This window comes from Jeongeupia chitinilytica, from assembly GCF_014652315.1.
In the GTDB taxonomy this organism is placed as follows: domain Bacteria; phylum Pseudomonadota; class Gammaproteobacteria; order Burkholderiales; family Chitinibacteraceae; genus Jeongeupia; species Jeongeupia chitinilytica.
In genome coordinates, this window is sequence record NZ_BMYO01000009.1 from 159,841 (window position 1) to 176,327 (window position 16,487).

At 67.1% G+C, this 16,487-nt stretch carries 19 protein-coding genes and 1 riboswitch; of the genes, 11 read left to right on the forward strand and 8 right to left on the reverse strand.

The genetic code is table 11. From position 1 onward, the window contains the following. Window positions 1-6: 6 nt before the first annotated feature. Window positions 7-1,827 carry a TonB-dependent receptor domain-containing protein gene (locus IE097_RS16445; protein WP_189461951.1) on the reverse strand — a complete coding sequence of 607 codons (1,821 nt, stop codon included), beginning with the start codon at window positions 1,825-1,827 and terminating at the stop codon, window positions 7-9. 137 nt (window positions 1,828-1,964) lie between these two features. Then, window positions 1,965-2,176: riboswitch (cobalamin riboswitch) on the reverse strand. Between the two features lie 77 nt (window positions 2,177-2,253). On the opposite strand from IE097_RS16445, the gene IE097_RS16450 reads away from it, so the two are divergent. The 7 genes from IE097_RS16450 (at window position 2,254) to IE097_RS16480 (ending at window position 6,460) form a co-directional block, all read left to right on the forward strand. Next, a complete protein-coding gene (locus IE097_RS16450) occupies window positions 2,254-2,505 on the forward strand; it encodes a hypothetical protein (RefSeq protein WP_189461952.1) in 252 nt (83 codons plus the stop codon). A gap of 50 nt (window positions 2,506-2,555) precedes the next feature. Beyond that, window positions 2,556-3,608, forward strand: a complete 1,053-nt coding sequence (cobT, locus tag IE097_RS16455; protein ID WP_189461953.1) for a nicotinate-nucleotide--dimethylbenzimidazole phosphoribosyltransferase — start codon at window positions 2,556-2,558, stop codon at window positions 3,606-3,608. After that, window positions 3,605-4,204, forward strand: coding sequence for a histidine phosphatase family protein (locus IE097_RS16460; protein ID WP_189461954.1), 600 nt, complete (start codon window positions 3,605-3,607; stop codon window positions 4,202-4,204). The genes cobT and IE097_RS16460 overlap by 4 nt, the downstream gene beginning before the upstream one ends. Further along, window positions 4,204-4,947, forward strand: coding sequence for an adenosylcobinamide-GDP ribazoletransferase (gene cobS, locus IE097_RS16465; RefSeq protein WP_189462010.1), 744 nt, complete (start codon window positions 4,204-4,206; stop codon window positions 4,945-4,947). Before IE097_RS16460 ends, cobS begins: the two co-directional genes overlap by 1 nt. A gap of 29 nt (window positions 4,948-4,976) precedes the next feature. Beyond that, complete coding sequence (locus IE097_RS16470; protein WP_189461955.1) at window positions 4,977-5,240, forward strand: DUF7683 domain-containing protein; 264 nt, start codon at window positions 4,977-4,979, stop codon at window positions 5,238-5,240. A gap of 73 nt (window positions 5,241-5,313) precedes the next feature. Continuing rightward, window positions 5,314-5,955 (forward strand): M15 family metallopeptidase, encoded by a 642-nt coding sequence (locus IE097_RS16475; RefSeq protein ID WP_189461956.1) that lies wholly within the window; start codon window positions 5,314-5,316, stop codon window positions 5,953-5,955. A 76-nt stretch (window positions 5,956-6,031) separates the two neighbouring features. Continuing rightward, window positions 6,032-6,460 carry a GNAT family N-acetyltransferase gene (locus tag IE097_RS16480; RefSeq protein WP_189461957.1) on the forward strand — a complete coding sequence of 143 codons (429 nt, stop codon included), beginning with the start codon at window positions 6,032-6,034 and terminating at the stop codon, window positions 6,458-6,460. Window positions 6,461-6,529: 69 nt separating this feature from the next. Here the strand turns inward: IE097_RS16480 and cobU are convergent, their stop codons facing one another. Beyond that, a complete protein-coding gene (gene cobU / locus IE097_RS16485; RefSeq protein ID WP_189461958.1) occupies window positions 6,530-7,099 on the reverse strand; it encodes a bifunctional adenosylcobinamide kinase/adenosylcobinamide-phosphate guanylyltransferase in 570 nt (189 codons plus the stop codon). After that, window positions 7,096-7,980: a LysR family transcriptional regulator gene (locus IE097_RS16490; RefSeq protein WP_189461959.1), complete on the reverse strand. Its 885-nt coding sequence runs from the start codon at window positions 7,978-7,980 to the stop codon at window positions 7,096-7,098. Before IE097_RS16490 ends, cobU begins: the two co-directional genes overlap by 4 nt. 101 nt (window positions 7,981-8,081) lie before the next feature. Here IE097_RS16490 and IE097_RS16495 point away from each other — a divergent pair, with 101 nt between their 5' ends. After that, window positions 8,082-9,263, forward strand: a complete 1,182-nt coding sequence (locus tag IE097_RS16495; protein WP_229797632.1) for an MFS transporter — start codon at window positions 8,082-8,084, stop codon at window positions 9,261-9,263. A 66-nt stretch (window positions 9,264-9,329) separates the two neighbouring features. On the opposite strand, the gene IE097_RS16500 is transcribed toward IE097_RS16495, so the two are convergent. Beyond that, complete coding sequence (locus tag IE097_RS16500) at window positions 9,330-11,291, reverse strand: glycoside hydrolase family 19 protein (protein WP_229797633.1); 1,962 nt, start codon at window positions 11,289-11,291, stop codon at window positions 9,330-9,332. Between the two features lie 96 nt (window positions 11,292-11,387). Then, a complete protein-coding gene (locus tag IE097_RS16505; RefSeq protein ID WP_229797634.1) occupies window positions 11,388-12,116 on the reverse strand; it encodes a pseudouridine synthase in 729 nt (242 codons plus the stop codon). 54 nt (window positions 12,117-12,170) lie between these two features. On the opposite strand from IE097_RS16505, the gene rlmH reads away from it, so the two are divergent. Next, window positions 12,171-12,641, forward strand: a complete 471-nt coding sequence (gene rlmH / locus IE097_RS16510; protein WP_189461961.1) for a 23S rRNA (pseudouridine(1915)-N(3))-methyltransferase RlmH — start codon at window positions 12,171-12,173, stop codon at window positions 12,639-12,641. Between the two features lie 171 nt (window positions 12,642-12,812). On the opposite strand, the gene IE097_RS16515 is transcribed toward rlmH, so the two are convergent. Further along, window positions 12,813-13,187, reverse strand: a complete 375-nt coding sequence (locus IE097_RS16515) for a hypothetical protein (protein ID WP_189461962.1) — start codon at window positions 13,185-13,187, stop codon at window positions 12,813-12,815. A gap of 254 nt (window positions 13,188-13,441) precedes the next feature. Between IE097_RS16515 and IE097_RS16520 the strand changes: the two genes are divergently transcribed. Further along, complete coding sequence (locus tag IE097_RS16520) at window positions 13,442-14,032, forward strand: Maf family protein (protein ID WP_189461963.1); 591 nt, start codon at window positions 13,442-13,444, stop codon at window positions 14,030-14,032. A gap of 91 nt (window positions 14,033-14,123) precedes the next feature. On the opposite strand, the gene IE097_RS16525 is transcribed toward IE097_RS16520, so the two are convergent. Both IE097_RS16525 and pncB read right to left on the reverse strand, forming a co-directional pair. After that, entirely contained in the window at window positions 14,124-14,891 is a 768-nt protein-coding gene (locus IE097_RS16525) for a pseudouridine synthase (RefSeq protein WP_189461964.1), read from the reverse strand. 127 nt (window positions 14,892-15,018) lie between these two features. Further along, on the reverse strand, window positions 15,019-16,227 hold the full coding sequence (gene pncB / locus IE097_RS16530; RefSeq protein WP_189461965.1) for a nicotinate phosphoribosyltransferase: 1,209 nt from the start codon (window positions 16,225-16,227) through the stop codon (window positions 15,019-15,021). A gap of 13 nt (window positions 16,228-16,240) precedes the next feature. Here pncB and IE097_RS16535 point away from each other — a divergent pair, with 13 nt between their 5' ends. Then, window positions 16,241-16,468 carry a hypothetical protein gene (locus IE097_RS16535; protein ID WP_189461966.1) on the forward strand — a complete coding sequence of 76 codons (228 nt, stop codon included), beginning with the start codon at window positions 16,241-16,243 and terminating at the stop codon, window positions 16,466-16,468. The last annotated feature ends 19 nt before the right edge of the window (window positions 16,469-16,487 follow it).

The window sequence follows — 16,487 nt, forward strand, 5'->3', positions numbered from 1 at the left end:
CGACGCTTACGCGCCGTCGTAGCGCAGATTGACGAACCACATCCGGCCGCCGTTCTCGTAACCCCGTGCCAGCTCGTAATCACGGTCGAAGGCGTTCAGCAGCTGCGCACCGGCACGCCACTGCTTGGCGATCTGGTACTCGAGGCCCAGATCGAGCTTGCCGTAGCCGGCGAGCGGCTTGGTATTGGCCAGGTCGTCATAGCGCTTGCCGGCTGCCTGCCAGTTGGCGTTCCAGCGCCAGTCGCCGATCGTCTGCGCCAGCGTCAGGCCACCGTAGACCTTGGCACGGCGCGCCAGCTGCTTGCCGGTGTCCTCGTTCTCCGGATCCTGCCAGGTGACGTTGCCGCCGAGCTCGAACGCGCCGAGCGCACCGTTGCCGTTCAGCGTCAGGCCGCGGATGCGCGCGGCGTTGACGTTCTGCGGCGTGTAGTTGGCGTCGAGCGTGATCAGGTTGTCGATGCGGTTGTAGAACGCCGTGGCATCGGCGCGCCAGCTGCCGGCCTGCCAGCGCAGGCCGCCGTCGACCGAACGGCCTTCCTCGGGCTTGAGGTTGGGATTCGACGCCGGCGCAAAGCCCGGCCACGACGGGTAGTACAGGTCGACGAACGACGGCACGTGGTAGCTGGTGCCGGCATTGGCGAACAGCTGCCAGCCTTCGACGAAGCGCCAGGCGTATCCGACGCCCCCGGTGGTCTTGCCGCCGAACTGGCTGTTGTCGTCGTAGCGGACGTTCCCCTGCAGGTGGTGCGGGCCGAAGTCGTTCTGCCAGCCGGCCTGCACCGAGCTGTTGTAGCGCGTGGTCTTGTCGTAGTCGGTGGTGCTGTCGAGCGATTCGCGCAGGTATTCGGCGCCGATCAGCCACTGGCCGATGCCGCTCTGCAGCGTGTTGGTCCACTGGAACTGTTGCTGCGTCGTTGCGGTGTTGCTCGGATAGCTGCTCTCGGTGACGTAGCGGTCGCGGCCGACGCCGGCGAGGAAGTTGCTCTGCCACCAGTCGTTGACCTTGACGTTGGCGAAGGCCGCGCCGGTCGACTGCGTGCGGTGGCTGAGCGGATCACGGTCGTAGGCGCCGCCGTCGTAGTCGGCCTTGGTATCGACGTAGGTGCCGCGGATGCCGACTTCGACGTTGTCGCCGAAGAAGTGGCTCAGGCTGGCATTGCTGCTGCGCTGCTGCCAGCCGTCGCGGTCGGCCTCGTAGTACGGGCTGGTCGGCTTGGTCAGGTTGAAGCCATCGCTGTTGTGCGCATCGACCGAGACCGAGAAGCGCGTGTCGCCGACGACACCGCCGACGTTGGCGCTGCCGCCGAAGGTCCGGTAGGTGCCGGCATCGACGCTGACGCTGCCGCTCGGCGCGCCTTTGCCGTTCTTGGTGAAGATCTGCACCACGCCGCCGACCGCATCCGCACCGTACAGGCCCGAGGCCGAACCGCGAACGATTTCGATCCGGTCGATCATCGATACCGGGATCGTGTCGAAGGCGCTCGAACCGTCGGCGCCCGGTGCCAGGCGCTGGCCGTCGAGCAGCACCAGCGTCTGGTTGGCGTTGGCGCCGCGCAGGTAAAGACTGGCCGGCTGGCCGAGGCCGCCGGTGCGGGCGAATTCGACGCCCGGCACGCGCGACAGCACCTGACCGAGCGACTGGCTGCCGGCCTGCTGCAGCTCCTTGGCGGTAATCACCGTGGTATCGCTCGACAGCGACGAGCGCGGCGAGGCCACGCGGGTTGCGGTGACAATGACCGGGTCGGCTTCGAAACTGGGAACATCCGCGGCACAGGCGAAACCGGCGGACAGGAACAGCGGCAGGCACCGCAATTTGGCTTGCAACATCACATCACTCCGTAGCATTCGCCCCACGCGAACGCAATGGCGGCAGGCACCGCCTCAAGGCTTTGGGTACGGAAGGCACGCGATGTCGCACGGCGCAGGCGCGCCGCGAACCACGATGGCCGCACCCCGGGCCTTCCGTTTCGTCGAATCCGCAGGCCGGTCTCCGGGCTTGCCGCTCCGGCGCCCGCCTTCCCGTTGCGTGAACAGTGGCGTGATGGGCGCGTTCAATGCGGCTTACCGTTGCGGGGGCAGCTCAGGCCTCGGAGACGACTCCTCACCTGATTCCCGTTTCATCCTCCCGGCAGCGTCAACGGACACTGGGAGGACACCTTGCGAAAGCGCGCGGATTGTAGCATGCAGCGGGCATGCTGCCGGACGGATCGCGGCAAGCGGCTACACTGGGTAGTCAGGACTCCGGAGTACGACATGAGCGTCACGACCCTCGGCACCAGCATCCCGACTTTCGAGACCGGCGGGCTGCACAAGCAGCTCGACAGCATCGAAGCCGCACTCGACTACACCCTGATCAAGCGCGAAAACAGCGACGGCCCGCTGTACGAATTGTGGGACGCGGCCTACGGTGCGCTGGCCGATGCCGCGCGCTCGCACGACCCGGCCGATCTGGCTGCGGCACGGGCCCGGCTCGAGGAAGCCATCGGCGTCGCCAGCCGCGCCTGACGGCGCAGCATGCTAGCCTGTCGGCTTCACCGCTTCCCATCGCTGCCGCCATGTCCAAGATCGATCCCGCCGTCACCGCCGCCGCACTCGCCCGCCAGAACACGCTGACCAAGCCGCCGGGCAGTCTCGGCCGGCTGGAGGAACTGGCCGTCTGGTTCGCCGCGCGCCAGGGCAACGTGGTGCCCTCGAGGCTGCAACCGGCCATCGTCGTCTTCGCCGCCGACCATGGCGTCGCGGCCGAGGGCGTGTCGGCGTTCCCGGCCGAAGTCACCGGGCAGATGGTCACGAACTTCGTCACCGGCGGTGCGGCCATCAACGTGCTGGCGCGCGAAGCCGGTGCCGGCCTTAGCATCGTCGACGTCGGCGTGGCCCACGACTATCCCTTCCCGGCCCAGCCCGTCGCGCCGCTGTTCCGGACCCCGGTCGCCCGCGGTACGCGCAACCTGCGCCGCGAAGCGGCGATGAGCGTCGCCGAATGCACACTGGCGTGGAATATCGGCCGGGAAACCGCACTTGAAGCCATCGGCCGCGGCAAAACCGTGCTGATCGGCGGTGAAATGGGCATCGCCAACACCACCGCAGCCGCCTGCCTTGCGGTTGCGCTGGCCGGCATCGGCGCCGACGAGGCCGTCGGCAGCGGTACCGGCATCGACGACACCCGCCGCGTCCACAAGGTCGCCATCGTCGCCGATGCCGTCGCCCGTGCCCGGGCCGCCGGGGCGAACAGCGCGCGCGACTGGCTGGCCGAAGTCGGCGGGCTGGAAATCGCCGCACTCGCCGGCTTTTACAATGCGGCGGCCCACGCCGGCGTACCGGTGGTGCTCGACGGCTTCATCAGCACCGCCGCCGCGCTGGTCGCCGTGCGCGACGACCCCGGTGTGGCCGACTGGCTGCTGGCCAGCCATTGCTCGCACGAGCGCGGCCACCGTGCCTTGCTGGCCGCCCTGCAGCTCGAACCGCTGGTCGACCTCGGCCTGCGTCTTGGCGAAGCCAGCGGCGCCGCACTGGTGCTGCCGCTGCTGCAGAGCGCACTGGCGCTGCACCGCGAGATGGCGACGTTTGCGAGTGCCGGCGTCAGCGACGGTGGCAGCGCGGCGCAATGAGCGGCAGCCACCGGCTGACCCTGCTGCGCCACGGCGAAACCGCGAGTTCCGGCCTGCTCGGCCAGCATGACGCACCGTTGTCGGCACGCGGCCGACAGCAGATGCAGCAACGCTGGCGCGAGCTGGATGCGGTCGATCCGGTCCGCGCGATCGCAACGTCCGACCTCGCCCGCTGCCGCGACTTCGCCACCGGCATGGCCACCCCGATGGCGTGCCATATCGACATGGCGTTTCGTGAGCTCGCCTGCGGTGCACTCGACGGCCGCAATCCCGCGGCGCTCGGCGCCGCCGACGCGCGCGCCTGGCAGCAATGGCAGACCGACCCGGCCAACACGCTGCCCGGCGGCGAGGACTGGGCCGCCTTCACCGCACGCATCGACGCCGGTCTGCGGCGCTGGCTGGCCGGCGATGGCGCCGGTGGTCACCATGTGCTGGTCACGCATGGCGGCGTGATCAAGGCATTGCTGCTGCACTGGCTCGGCCTGCCGCCGGCCCGGCACGGCCAGTTCTGGCCGGGCCACGCCGCCAGCATCAGCGTCTGGTGGGATCCGGACTGGCCGCCGGTGCTGCTTGACCTGCGACTGGAGGCCCCGTGATGCGCTTCGACTGGCGCAGGCCGGTACTCGCCGTGCAGTTCCTCACCCGCCTGCCGACGCCACAGGTACGCGATTTCAGGCCCGAACTGCTCGCCGGGGCCGTCGGCTGGTTTCCGGCGGTCGGCCTGCTGATCGGCGTGCTGCTGATGATTCCGGTCGCCCTGCTGGCACCCCTGCAGCCGTGGTTGGCCGCACTGGTCGGGCTGGTCGGCTGGGCATGGATCACCGGCGGTCTGCACCTCGACGGCCTCGCCGACCTGGCCGACGGTCTGGGTGCCGCCCACCGCGACCCGGAACGCTTCCTCGCCGTGGTCAAGGATCCGCACCTCGGCAGCTTTGGCGTGCTGACGCTGCTGCTGCAGTGCGCCGCCAAGCTGGTGCTGCTGATGCTGATCGCGCGACTCGGCCACTGGTGGCTGCTGGTCCTCGCCCCGGCGTGGGCGCGCTGGGGCGTGTTCCGCTGGCAGACGCTGCCACCGCTGGCGCCCGGCATGGCCGAACAGTTCGGCTGGCAACGCGGCAACGCCGAGTGGTTCTGGACCGGCCTGCTGCTGGCCATGTCGCTGCTGCTGGCGCCGGCACTGCTGGCCGCGCCGGTGATCGTCTGGGCCTACCGGTACTGGTTGAAGCGCCGGCTTGGCGGCGTCAGCGGCGACTGTCTCGGCGCCGGCGTCGAACTCACCGAAACTGCACTACTCTTGCTCGGCGTACTCGCCGTTCTTCTGCATGGTCTGGCGATATAATCGCCGCCTCATTGAAACAGGAAGCCGCCATGAAAATCGTCCGCATCATCGAAGTCTGGGAAAAGGGCCTCGACGGCGCCCTCGTCGGCGAACTGCCGGTCGCCGACACCATCTCGACGACCTTCCTGCTCGGCCTGTTCGCCAAAGAACAGAAAAAGCCCGATCCCTACATGCAGCTCTCCTACATCCTCAACGCCGACCACTTCGCCGCGCTGCAGCCCTACGTCGCCGACCAGTTCGATCCGACGCGCTACGACTACATCCTGAGTGCGCACGGCGAACCGGATTACTGAGCATCGTGCCGAGAGTGCGGGACCGGGATTGTTCGCCGCCACAACGCCTCTGGTCCGGGAGTGCGGCGACCCCTTGGTCGATATCCGCAAAGGCACGGCCCTGCGCTATGGCCCGCCTCCAGAATGCCCCGAAACGGCACCACACTATTGTCTGCTCCGGCGCGACGTCTACCAGCGACTGCTCCGGGTACAGCAGTCGCTGCCTCAAGGCTACTACCTGCGGCTGTACGAAGGACTCCGAAGCCTGGCCGTGCAAGCGCGGCTCTTCGAGCAGGAACATGCACGAGTGCGCTCGAGAATGCCCCACGCGCCGGCAAGCGAAACGCATGCCGCCGCAGCGCGCCTCGTCGCCCCTGTCACCCATTTCGACGGGAGCATGAACATTCCGCCTCACAGCACCGGTGGCGCCGTAGACGTGGAGATCGTCGATCAATCCGGAAAGGTGATCGACTTCGCGATGGAGATCGGTGATTGGGCCAACGTGGACCCCAAGCTCTGCGATCCCATGTGTCCGGATATCTCCGATGAAGCGGCCTCGAATCGCAGACTGCTCGCGGTGGCAATGACACAAGAAGGCTTTGCCAGCTATAGCCATGAATGGTGGCACTTTTCCTACGGCGATCTGCACTGGGCGACATTCACCGGCAACACCCATGCAATCTATGGCCCTTGTCCCGAGGCGATGATCATCGCTGCAGCACACACCGCCATTTGATGACTCCACCAGCGCGATGTTTACGCGAACGCTCGTGATTGAACTTCCCAATTCGATTGATTAGCCGACCAGTTTCATGCCCAACCCGCGCATAACCACCGACCCCGCCGAGCAGGACATTGCCGTCATCCACCGCTTTCTCGCCGAAGAATCGAAATGGGCGCGCGGCATTCCGCTCGCGCTGGTGCGCGAGTCGGTCGCCAATTCGCTGAACTTCGGGTTGTTCGTCGACGACGCGCAAGTCGGCTACGCCCGTGTCGTCACCGACTATTCGACCTTTGCCTACCTGCTCGACGTGTTCGTGCTCGAACCGCATCGCGGCAACGGCTACAGCCGGCGGCTGATGGAGGCCGTGATGGTGCATCCGCGCCTGCAGGGACTGCGCCGTTTCATGCTGTTCACCAGCAGCGCACACGGGCTTTACGCGCACTACGGCTTTGCAGCGCCGGCGCGTCCGGACACGATGATGGAAATCATGGTGTCCGACGCCTACACGGCGCGCTGAACGCCTCGCCGCGCACCGCCGGTCGCGACGGCGGCCGGCACTCCCTTGCTCCCGGCCGCGCCGGCCGACTCAAACCGGCGGCAGCGTTCCCTTGAGCACCAGCGGCAGGCCGGCGGCAACGAAGACCGCGTTGTCGCACGCCGCGGCCACCGCCTGATTCAGCCGGCCGGCCTCGTCGACGAATGCCCGGTTGATCGCCCCGAGCGGTACGATGCCGAGGCCCGTTTCGTTGGCGACCAGCACGAGATCGCCCTCCACTTCGGCAAGTACCGCCAGCAAGGCCTCGCGCTCGTCGTTCAGGCGCGCCGGCAGCGCGATCACGCCGGTGTCGGGGTGGTCGGCACCGTCGCTGAACAGCAGGTTGGCCAGCCACACCGTCAGGCAGTCGACCAGCACCAGCCGCCCGGGTGCGGCTGCGCGGCGGATCGCGTCGGCCAGCGCCAGCGGCGTCTCGACGGTCAGCCACGTCGCCGGACGGCGCTCGCGGTGGTGGGCAATCCGCGCAGCCATCTCGGCGTCGCCGGCGCGTACCGCTGCGGTGGCGATCACGACGACATCGCGGCCGGAAGCCATCGCCAGCCGTTCCGCCAGCGCGCTCTTGCCCGAACGCGCACCGCCGAGGATCAGGGTGGCACTCATTGCGTTTCCTCCCGGGTCGCACCGGCGACCAGTTCGACGAAGGCCTGTGCCGCCGGCGTCGGCTGGCGGGCCCAGATGCAGTAGACGCGCCGGGCCGGCGCGTCGCGCACCGGCACCACGCACACGCCGCTCAGCCCGGCGGCCGAGCTCGCCGGCACCATGCCGATGGCGAGTCCCTGACGGACGAAGCGCTCGAGCAGCGCAATGTGGTCGATCTCGAAGCCGACATGACGGGCAAGCCCGGCACGGGCGAACGCCTCGTCGGTCTGGCGCCGGGCGCTGCTGCCGGCACGGTAGTCGACCCAGTGCTCGCCGGCGATGTCCTGCAGGTCGAGCCGCGGCCGCGACGCCAGCGCATGCGCCAGCGGCAACACGGCCACCAGCGCCTCGTCGCACAGCTGCAGCGCGTTCAGGCCGGTAATCTCCTCGCCGGGCCACAGGCCGATGAAGGCCGCATCGGCGCGGTACTCGCGCACGTCGGCCAGCATGACCTCGCTCATGCCGGAATTGAGCCGGATGTCGACCTGCGGATGGCGACGGTGGAATTCGGCCAGCAGTGCCACGGCGTCGGGTGCATTGAGTGCCGAAATCACCGAGACGGCCAGGCTGCCGCGGATCTGCCCGGTCGCGGCGGCGACTTCGTCGCGGACGCGCTGCGCATCGTGCAGCAACTGCCGGGCTGCGGGCAGGAAGGCGCGGCCGGCCGGCGTCAGCTGCACCCGGCGCGAGGTGCGCTCGAACAGCGGCGCACCGAGCTCGTCCTCGAGCCGGGCAATCTGGTGGCTCAACGCCGACTGCACCGTGTGGCAGGCCTCGGCCGCGCGGGTGAAATGTTCGGTCTCGGCGACGGCAACGGCGTATTCGATCTGGCGCAGATTCATTGCATGACAAAAATCGATCAATTTGATCAAAACAATACATTGGCGTGATTGAAGATGCCAGTGTGATACTGGTTGCCAATTGAATGATTCAGGATGAAACCATGACCCCACATGCCCGCCTGACGCCGGGGCTGGTCGCGCTGATGGCGTTCGCCACCGGCCTGGCCGTCGCCAGCAACTATTACGCCCAGCCGCTGCTGCACACGCTGTCGGAAACCTTCGGCGTATCGGTCGGCCTTGCCGGCTTCATCGTCACCGCCGCCCAGCTCGGCTACGCGATCGGCCTGGTGCTGCTGGTGCCGCTGGGTGACCTGCTCGAGCGGCGCGGACTGATCGTGTCGATGACCCTGCTCGGCGCGGTCGGGCTGATGATTACCGCCAGCGCGCAGCACATCGGCATGGTGCTGTTCGGCACCGCGCTGACGGCGCTGTTCTCGGTGGTGGCGCAGGTGCTGCTGCCGTTTGCGGCGACACTGGCGGCACCCGAACAGCGCGGCCGGGTCGTCGGCACCATCATGAGCGGGCTGCTGCTCGGCATCCTGCTGGCGCGGACCGTCGCCGGCGTGCTCGCCGGCATCGGCAGCTGGCGCACCGTGTACTGGGTTGCCGCACCGCTCTTGGTGCTGACGGCGCTGGCGCTGTGGCGCGCGCTGCCCAAACACCACGAGAACGCGGCCCTGCCCTACCCGCAGCTGCTCGCGTCGGTGTTCCGGCTGTTCGCCGAAGAACCGGTGCTGCGACTGCGCGCACTGCTCGGCGCGCTGTCGTTCACGATCTTCAGCGTGCTCTGGACGCCGATGGCCTTCCTGCTGTCGGGTGCGCCCTATCACTATTCCGACGTGAGCATCGGCCTGTTCGGCCTCGTCGGCGCCGCCGGTGCGCTCGCCGCCACGCAGGCCGGACGACTGGCCGACCGCGGTCGCGGCGACCACGCCACGCTGTACGGACTCGCACTGCTGCTGCTGTCGTGGTTGCCGATCGCCTTTGCCGAATCGTCGGTCATCGCCTTCATCATCGGCATCCTCGTGCTCGACCTGGCGGTCCAGGCGGTGCACGTCAGCAACCAGAGCGCCATCTACCGGTTGCGTCCGGAAGCGCGCAGCCGGCTGACGTCGGCATACATGACCTGCTACTTCATCGGCGGTGCCAGCGGCTCGCTGCTGTCGGCCTGGGCCTACGCGCACAGCGGCTGGACCGGCGTCGTCGTGCTCGGCACCGCGCTGAGCGCCAGTGCGCTGGCGGTCTGGCTGCTGGCGGCACGGCGTGCACCGGTCGCTGCCTGACCGTTCTGCACTGCAAATGAAAAACGGCGGCCCGAGGGTCGCCGTTTGCACGTCCGCCGCAGCGGATCACTTGGTGTTGTCGATCACCACCTGGCCGTTGTACTTCACCTGGCCACGGAACATGTAGTCGACGCACTGCTTGTAGTCGCCCGGGTTGGCCAGCGAGAACGGCATCTGGTAGTCGACCAGCTGGCACGCCCACGACACGCCGCCCGGGTTGTTGGCGTTGTAGCCCCAGTTCTTGTCGAGGTAGGTCTTGGTCGCCGCCGCCGAGCCCGACTGGAAGCCCTTCATCGCCGCGCAACCGAGCTGCTCGCTGGCCGGCACCGGCACGCCCAGTTCCGAAGCAAACGATCGGTACGCCGCGATCCGGTTCTGCACCTGCGACTTCTCGGCACCACCGCCACCGCACTCGATCCCGCCGTTGATGATGAACACCGTGGCACCGAAGCCCGGGCTCATGTTGTTGGCGACGTCGACCGCGTTCGGCTGCCAGGTACCGTCGACGACCCAGGTCATCGGCGGCTTCGGCGATTGCGGGTAGACCGCGAACCAGATTGCCGAGGCGAAGTTCAACCAGGTGTCGGCAACGCGGCCCGGATTGTCGAGCAGCACGTTGACGTCACCGTACAGCGACTTGCTGAACGGGCCGTAGTTGTAGTTCCACGACAGCTGCTTCGAACCGCGGCCGAAATAGTCGATCGTCTGGCCCGACGCGTTCTGCGAGCACGGATAGAAGACCGAGAAGATCGAGCTGCCGGCACCGCGGAAGCAGTCCTGGTACGCGCCGACCGCCGAGCCTTCGTTGTAGCCGTTCTCGCGCAGGTACCACAGCGCCTGCTTGTACGACGGAATCGCGGTGTTCTGGTCCATCGTCGCCAGCACCGGGTTGTTCTGCGCCGGGTAGGTGCGCGCGGTCGCCGGGGTCAGCGCCGGCCAGTTGGCACCGGTTTCCTGGACGAAGTGGGCGAACGACGTCGCCAGCAGCTTCTTGCAGATCGCATCGCTGTCGCGGCCGTCGCTGTAGGTCGCGCAGTACGCCGGGAACTTGGCGACGCCACGGAGGAAGTTCACGTAGGTGTAGGCGACGTTGCGCACCGGGAAGAACGAATCGAACTTCGCTTCGCCGAGTACGCGCTCGACACGCTGGACGTTGGCCGGATTGGCGGCGCGGCCCGGCACGACGGCTTCGACTTCGGAGTCCGGCAGCACGGCCAGCGCGGCACGGATGCGGGCGATCGCGGCCGAATCGGTACCGGCTTGCGACGCCAGCGCGTTCTCGGCGGCGGTGAACTGCGCATCGGTCGGATAACCGGCCGGGGCGGCGATGAAAGTCACCTGCGGCTTGTACGACGCCGGTGCAGGCGTCGGCGCGGGCGTCGGTGCAGGCGTCGGTGCAGGCGTCGGTGCAGGCGTCGGTGCAGGCGTCGGTGCCGGCGTCGGTGCAGGCGTCGGTGCAGGCGTCGGTGCAGGGGTCGGCGTGCCGGAGCAGGCGCCGAGATCGGTCCACGGCTGGCCTTCGCCGGTGCTGCTCGACGGTACGTTGCCTTGCGTCCACCACTTGGCCGAGTAGTTGCGGCCGTTGTAGCTCACGGTCGCACCGCCGTTGTAGGCGGTGCCGGCGTTCCAGGCTGCGGCAGTGCAGCTGCCGGCCGGGGTCGGCGCGGGGGTCGGCGCGGGGGTCGGTGCAGGCGTCGGTACAGGCGTCGGAGCCGGGGTCGGCGCAGGGGTTGGCGCAGGGGTCGGAGCCGGGGTCGGCGCAGGCGTCGGGGTCGGAGCCGGGGTCGGCACAGGCGTCGGGGTCGGCGTGCCGCTGCCGACCTTCTTCCACAAGGTCGGCGTCGATGCCGGGTTCCAGTTGGCGCCCACGTAGGCGGTATGGGTCACCAGCGCCTGATAGTCGCTACCGCTGTAAGACACGTACGTGCCGGCGCTGTAAGTCTGGCCTTCCTGCCATGCCGGGTAGGCGGCATAGGCCTGCGCCGTGGCGACGACCGCAAGCGCGGCCGCAATACGGTTGAATTGCATCGTCTCCATCCTCTTGTCTGGGCGCCGCTCGTACGGCGGCATGCCGGCGAGCATATGCGCAGGCGGAGGACGAAACGCTCGTCGCTGACAACCGGCCTAGTCGGTCCCAATGCGCTGTAAGGTACCCAGCGAAGCTTGTGCGGTGCGGCATGCGTCCGAAACGAACAGCTCGCCGGCGCAGGGCAGACAGTAGAAGGCATGGGCGCCGTCGTCCCAGTCGAAGCCGAGCAGCGTGGCGTGCAGATAGCCGCGGTCGGCCGCGCTGCCGCCGTAGCGGCTGTCACCGAGGATCGGCGCCGAGATGCTTTTCATCGCCACGCGCAACTGGTGGGTGCGGCCGGTGTAGGGCTTGAGCGCAAACAGGCGCAGCCCGGGCACGACGCTGGCACTGACAAAGCGGGTTCTGGCGAACAGCGCATCCTCGCGCGTCAGCCGCCAGTTGCCGCCGCGCCCGGCGGCCATGCCGCCCCGGATCTCGCCCTGCTTCTTCGCCGGCTTGCGGTCGGACAATGCCAGATACAGCTTGTCCATCTCGCGCGCGGCAAAGCGCTCGCCGAACGCGCTGGCCGCATCGTTTGAAGTCGCCAGCACGATCAGCCCCGAAGTGATCGCGTCGAGCCGGTGCACCGGCCACAGCGCCGCGCCATACAGATCGCGAACACACTCGACCAGACCGGGAACGTCACCATCGCGGTGAAAGTGCAGGCCGGGCGGCTTGTAGGCGACGATGAAATCGGCCGCCGCGTGCAGCACGGCCGGTTGCCACGGATCGGGCGGGGTCAGGGCAGTCGGTCCGGCTTCGGCCGGTTCGTTGGCAGGGTTCACCGGCGGGCACTCGCAAGGCGTAAAATCGGCCCATTTTACCGGCGGAACACGGCCATGAAGCTCATCATCATCGCGGTCGGCCACAAGATGCCCGGCTGGATCGAGGACGGATTCGGCGAATACCAGAAGCGGCTGCCGCGCGAGTTCGCGCTGCAGCTGGTCGAACTCAAGCCCGACAAGCGCGCTGGCAGCAAGACCCCGCAGCAGGTGATGGCCGAGGAAGCCGAGCGCATCCTCGCCGCGATTCCGCAGGGTGCGCGCGTGCTGGCGATGGACGAGCGCGGCGCCAACTGGACGACGATGGCACTGGCCGAGAAGATGAAGGCGTGGCACGTCGACGGCCGCGACACGGTGTTCATCATCGGCGGCACCGACGGCCTCGACCCCAGCGTCAAGCAGCGCGCCGACCAGTTGCTGCAATTGTCGGCAATGACGCTGCCGCACGGCATGGTGCGCGTGCTGCTGGCCGAGCAGCTGTACCGCGCCTATTCGATCCTGCACAACCATCCCTACCACCGGGAATAAGGCACGCCGACAGCAATCCGGTTCATCCGGTCACGGAATCGGCACGCGGAATACCGCGGGCAATTGGCGCCCCATACAAAACGCCGTACAAACCGGATCGACCCGTGCAAAGCCGCGACCGGACTTAATATCCGGCCGCGGCAATTGTCTGACACAATCGGCCAATCGCCGCTATTCCAGATAGTCGATCATGATTCTGGAAATCTTGCCGTCCAGGCCATTGACGTATTTCGTCGTAACAACGACATTGCCGTTGTCGTAATTGCCGCTGCTATTGAAGCTCGGCACGACAACCGTGCCGGAAATCGGTCCCTTGATCAGGATCTTCGACCAGTCGTCGCCTTCGCTGGCCGACGGGCTGTCGTAAACCTTGATCAGCGTCATGCCCGGAATGCTTTCGAGCTTCATCGACCGGGCCTCGTCGTTCGAGAAACCCTGATCGCCGTTCTTGCAGTCGATACTGTAACTCCGGCCACCGCTCAGCGTATTGCCGACCTGATCCTGCGTTGCGCCATTGCCTTCCCAGAAAGTGATTCTGCCACTCATGACGATCTCCAATCGAGTCAATCAAGATGCACGGTTCGAATGGCCGGACAATGCCCGGTCAATTCCCGGCAAAACCACTCTAGTACACGACCCGGCGAATGCCATTCGGCATCAATTGGTATTGCCCTGCCAATTATCGGAAATGAATCATCCATCAATTGAGAAGCCCATTCTAACTTTCAAATATAATTGCGTTCGAAAGTTTGCTACCATCGGCCCGCCCGCACCTCCCCCGCGCCGCCCTCAGGAACCGCATGACCGACCTCTACCTCGCCTCCGGCAGCCCGCGCCGCCGTGAACTCCTCGGCCACACCGGCGTGACGTTCGAGCGCATCGGCGCCGAGATCGACGAAACCCCGCTCGACGGCGAGAACCCGCACGATTACGTCCGGCGGCTGGCCGCAGCCAAGGCCGAGGCCGGCTGGGCGGCGATGCTGGCGCAGGGGCTCGCCCCGCGACCGGTACTGGCGGCCGACACCACGGTCGCACTCGGCAACGCCATCCTCGGCAAGCCGGCCGATGCCGCCGATGCGACACGGATGCTGAAGCTGCTGTCGGGCACCACGCACGACGTGCTCACCGGCGTCGGGCTGCGCACCGGCGCGGGCGTCGACGTGATCGTCTCGGCCAGCCGGGTGACCTTCATGACGCTGAACGACGCGCAGATCGCCCGGTATGTGGAAAGCGGCGAGCCGATGGACAAGGCCGGCGCCTACGGCATCCAGGGGCTGGGCGGACTGTTCGTCGCCGACCTGGCCGGCAGCTTCACCGGTGTCGTCGGCCTGCCGCTGCACGACACGGCACTGCTGCTCGGCCGTCACGGCCTGGGGCATCTGGCCGGCTGAGCCTCCACGCACGGTACGGACGAAAAAAGGGCGACCCGGTAGGTCGCCCGCAACTCTGCTCAACACAACGTCCCGCTGTGTTCGTCAGCGCTTAACGCGCCGGCCGGCCTTTGGTTGACACGGTCAGCATCGCCACTTCGGCCTCGGTCAGCATCCGCCACCGGCCCTTGGCGGTGTCGCCCAGCTGCAGTGTGCCGATCGCGACACGCATCAGCCGCAGCGTGCCGACGCCATGTGCCTCGAGCAACCGCCGGATGTGCCGGTTCCGACCTTCGTCGAGCACGACCTCGAGCCAGGCGTGCTTCTCGCCGCTGCGCAGCACGTCAACACGTTTCGCGACCAGCTTCTCGCCCTTGTCGACGATGCCGGCACGCATCGCTGCCAGCAGCGCCTCGTCCGGCAGCCGGTCGATCTGCACGTGATAGGTCTTGTCGAGGTGCGACGCCGGATCGGTCAGTCCGGCCGCCCAGCCGGTGTCGTTGCTGAACAGCAGCAGCCCCTCGCTGGCCTTGTCGAGCCGGCCGACCGGGCCGAGCCAAGGCAGCGCGGCACCCTCGAAACACCGGTAGACCGTGTCGCGGCCCGCCTCGTCCGCCGCGGTGGTGACAAGGCCGCGCGGCTTGTTCAGCATCAGGTAGACGTGCTGCCTGGCCGCGACCTGCCGGCCGTCGACGCGCAACTCGTCGTCGGCACGCACGCGCTGCTCGGGGTCGGTGACGATCCTGCGGTTCACCGAGACCCGCTTCTCGAGCACCAGCGCTTCGGCCTGGCTGCGCGAGCAGAAGCCGAGCTTGGACAAGGTGCGGGCCAGACCGAAGGTCGGGACGGGAACGGAACGTGGCTTGATCGGGGCAGGCATGGGGCAGGCGCGCGAAGCGCCGGTCGGCAAGGCAGGAAAATGCGAACGGTAACACGGCGGCGGAACGGCATGGATAGCGCGCGAGGCACCGGCCACGACCGCAGGAGTCCGGCCGCCGGCAGCGGTCCTACTGGCCGCGGCCGGGCAGGCTGAACACGTCGCCCAGATAGTTGAGGAAATTCACGTCCTCGCACATGCCCTTGCCCGGGCTGTCGCTGACCTTGGCAACCGGCTGGCCGTTGCAGTACAGCAGCTTGATGACGATCTGCAGCGGCGTGTGGCCGCAGTCGTTGGACAGGTCGGTGCCGATGCCGAAACTCGTCAGCGCGCGGTCGGCAAAGTGCCGGTACAGCGCAAAGGCGCGCGGCAGGTCCAGCCCGTCGCTGAACACCAGCTGCTTGGTCCACGGGTCGATCTTCATCTTCCGGTAGTGGGCGATCGCCTTCTCGCCCCAGACGAACGGGTCGCCGGAATCGTGCCGCAGTCCGTCGAACAGCTTGCAGAAGTACAGGTCGAAATCGCGCAGGAAGGCATCGGTGCCGACGACATCGGTCAGTGCGATGCCGAGGTCGCCGCGGTACTCGTGCACCCAGTGTTCGAGCGCATTGCGCTGGAAATCGCGCAGCCTCGACCCGAAGGACTGGAAGGCCTGCAGGTATTCGTGCGCCATGGTGCCGATCGGCGTGAGCCCGTGGCGCTTGGCCAGCAGCACGTTGCTGGTGCCGCGGAAGTACGGCTGCGCCTCGCGCGCCAGCGTGGCGACCACTTCCTCGTGCCAGGCGCGCGAAAAGCGCCGCCGGGTACCGAAGTCGTAGAACACGAAATCGGAACGCTGCGCCGGCTGGCGGGCGAATTCGCCCAGCAGCGCCAGCTTGGCGGCAAGGTGCGCCCGCCCGACCGCCAGCGCCGCCACCGGATCGACATGGCGGAAATACACCTCGTTGACGATAGCCAGACAGTAGATCTCGAACAGCATGCAATGGAGCATCGGCCCCTTGATCGAGATCGCCAGCCCGTCCGCATCGCCGTCGGGCACCGAAACGGTGATGAAATGCCGCTGCAGCTGGAACAGCCGCAGGAAATCGATGAAGTCGGCCTTGATGAAGCGCAGCGCACCGAGAAAGGCCAGCTCGTCCTCGGCAAAGCGCAGCGTGCACAGGTGGTCGAGCTCGGCATCGATCTCGGCCTTGAAGCGCGACAGCGGCACTTCGGGCACGTTGCGGCACTTGAAACCGTACTCGGCACGGGTTTCCGGCTGATGATGGAGGATCTCCTGCATCATGGTGAACTTGTACAGATCGGTGTCGAGCAGCGAGACAATCACCGGCGCAGTCATCGGCAGTCCTGGTGTGGGCGAGCAGGGATTTTATGCCGCCCGCCCTGCGATCGCCACGGCCAAGCCGGTGCAGGGTCTTGATTTTGCGGCATTAATTTCAAAAATCTTACAAAATGCGCACCATTTCGGCGCTTTTATGCTGTTTGAGTTAGATCAAGGTCACATTCTCGCAACATTGCTTACATCCTTGAGCGCCACGGCAAAACACAGGGTTAGAATGAATCGCATAAGCAGAGATTGATATTCGTCCGGTGAAGGAC

Excerpts from the sequence above, each read along its gene's own strand:
- IE097_RS16445 (WP_189461951.1), bottom strand. The coding sequence starts at position 1,827 with ATGTTGCAAGCCAAATTGCGGTGCCTGCCGCTGTTCCTGTCCGCCGGT.
- IE097_RS16490 (WP_189461959.1), bottom strand. The coding sequence starts at position 7,980 with ATGAATCTGCGCCAGATCGAATACGCCGTTGCCGTCGCCGAGACCGAA.
- cobU (WP_189461958.1), bottom strand. The coding sequence starts at position 7,099 with ATGAGTGCCACCCTGATCCTCGGCGGTGCGCGTTCGGGCAAGAGCGCG.
- IE097_RS16450 (WP_189461952.1), top strand. The coding sequence starts at position 2,254 with ATGAGCGTCACGACCCTCGGCACCAGCATCCCGACTTTCGAGACCGGC.
- IE097_RS16460 (WP_189461954.1), top strand. The coding sequence starts at position 3,605 with ATGAGCGGCAGCCACCGGCTGACCCTGCTGCGCCACGGCGAAACCGCG.
- IE097_RS16480 (WP_189461957.1), top strand. The coding sequence starts at position 6,032 with ATGCCCAACCCGCGCATAACCACCGACCCCGCCGAGCAGGACATTGCC.
- cobS (WP_189462010.1), top strand. The coding sequence starts at position 4,204 with ATGCGCTTCGACTGGCGCAGGCCGGTACTCGCCGTGCAGTTCCTCACC.
- rlmH (WP_189461961.1), top strand. The coding sequence starts at position 12,171 with ATGAAGCTCATCATCATCGCGGTCGGCCACAAGATGCCCGGCTGGATC.
- cobT (WP_189461953.1), top strand. The coding sequence starts at position 2,556 with ATGTCCAAGATCGATCCCGCCGTCACCGCCGCCGCACTCGCCCGCCAG.
- pncB (WP_189461965.1), bottom strand. The coding sequence starts at position 16,227 with ATGACTGCGCCGGTGATTGTCTCGCTGCTCGACACCGATCTGTACAAG.
- IE097_RS16500 (WP_229797633.1), bottom strand. The coding sequence starts at position 11,291 with ATGCAATTCAACCGTATTGCGGCCGCGCTTGCGGTCGTCGCCACGGCG.
- IE097_RS16520 (WP_189461963.1), top strand. The coding sequence starts at position 13,442 with ATGACCGACCTCTACCTCGCCTCCGGCAGCCCGCGCCGCCGTGAACTC.
- IE097_RS16525 (WP_189461964.1), bottom strand. The coding sequence starts at position 14,891 with ATGCCTGCCCCGATCAAGCCACGTTCCGTTCCCGTCCCGACCTTCGGT.
- IE097_RS16470 (WP_189461955.1), top strand. The coding sequence starts at position 4,977 with ATGAAAATCGTCCGCATCATCGAAGTCTGGGAAAAGGGCCTCGACGGC.
- IE097_RS16495 (WP_229797632.1), top strand. The coding sequence starts at position 8,082 with ATGACCCCACATGCCCGCCTGACGCCGGGGCTGGTCGCGCTGATGGCG.
- IE097_RS16515 (WP_189461962.1), bottom strand. The coding sequence starts at position 13,187 with ATGAGTGGCAGAATCACTTTCTGGGAAGGCAATGGCGCAACGCAGGAT.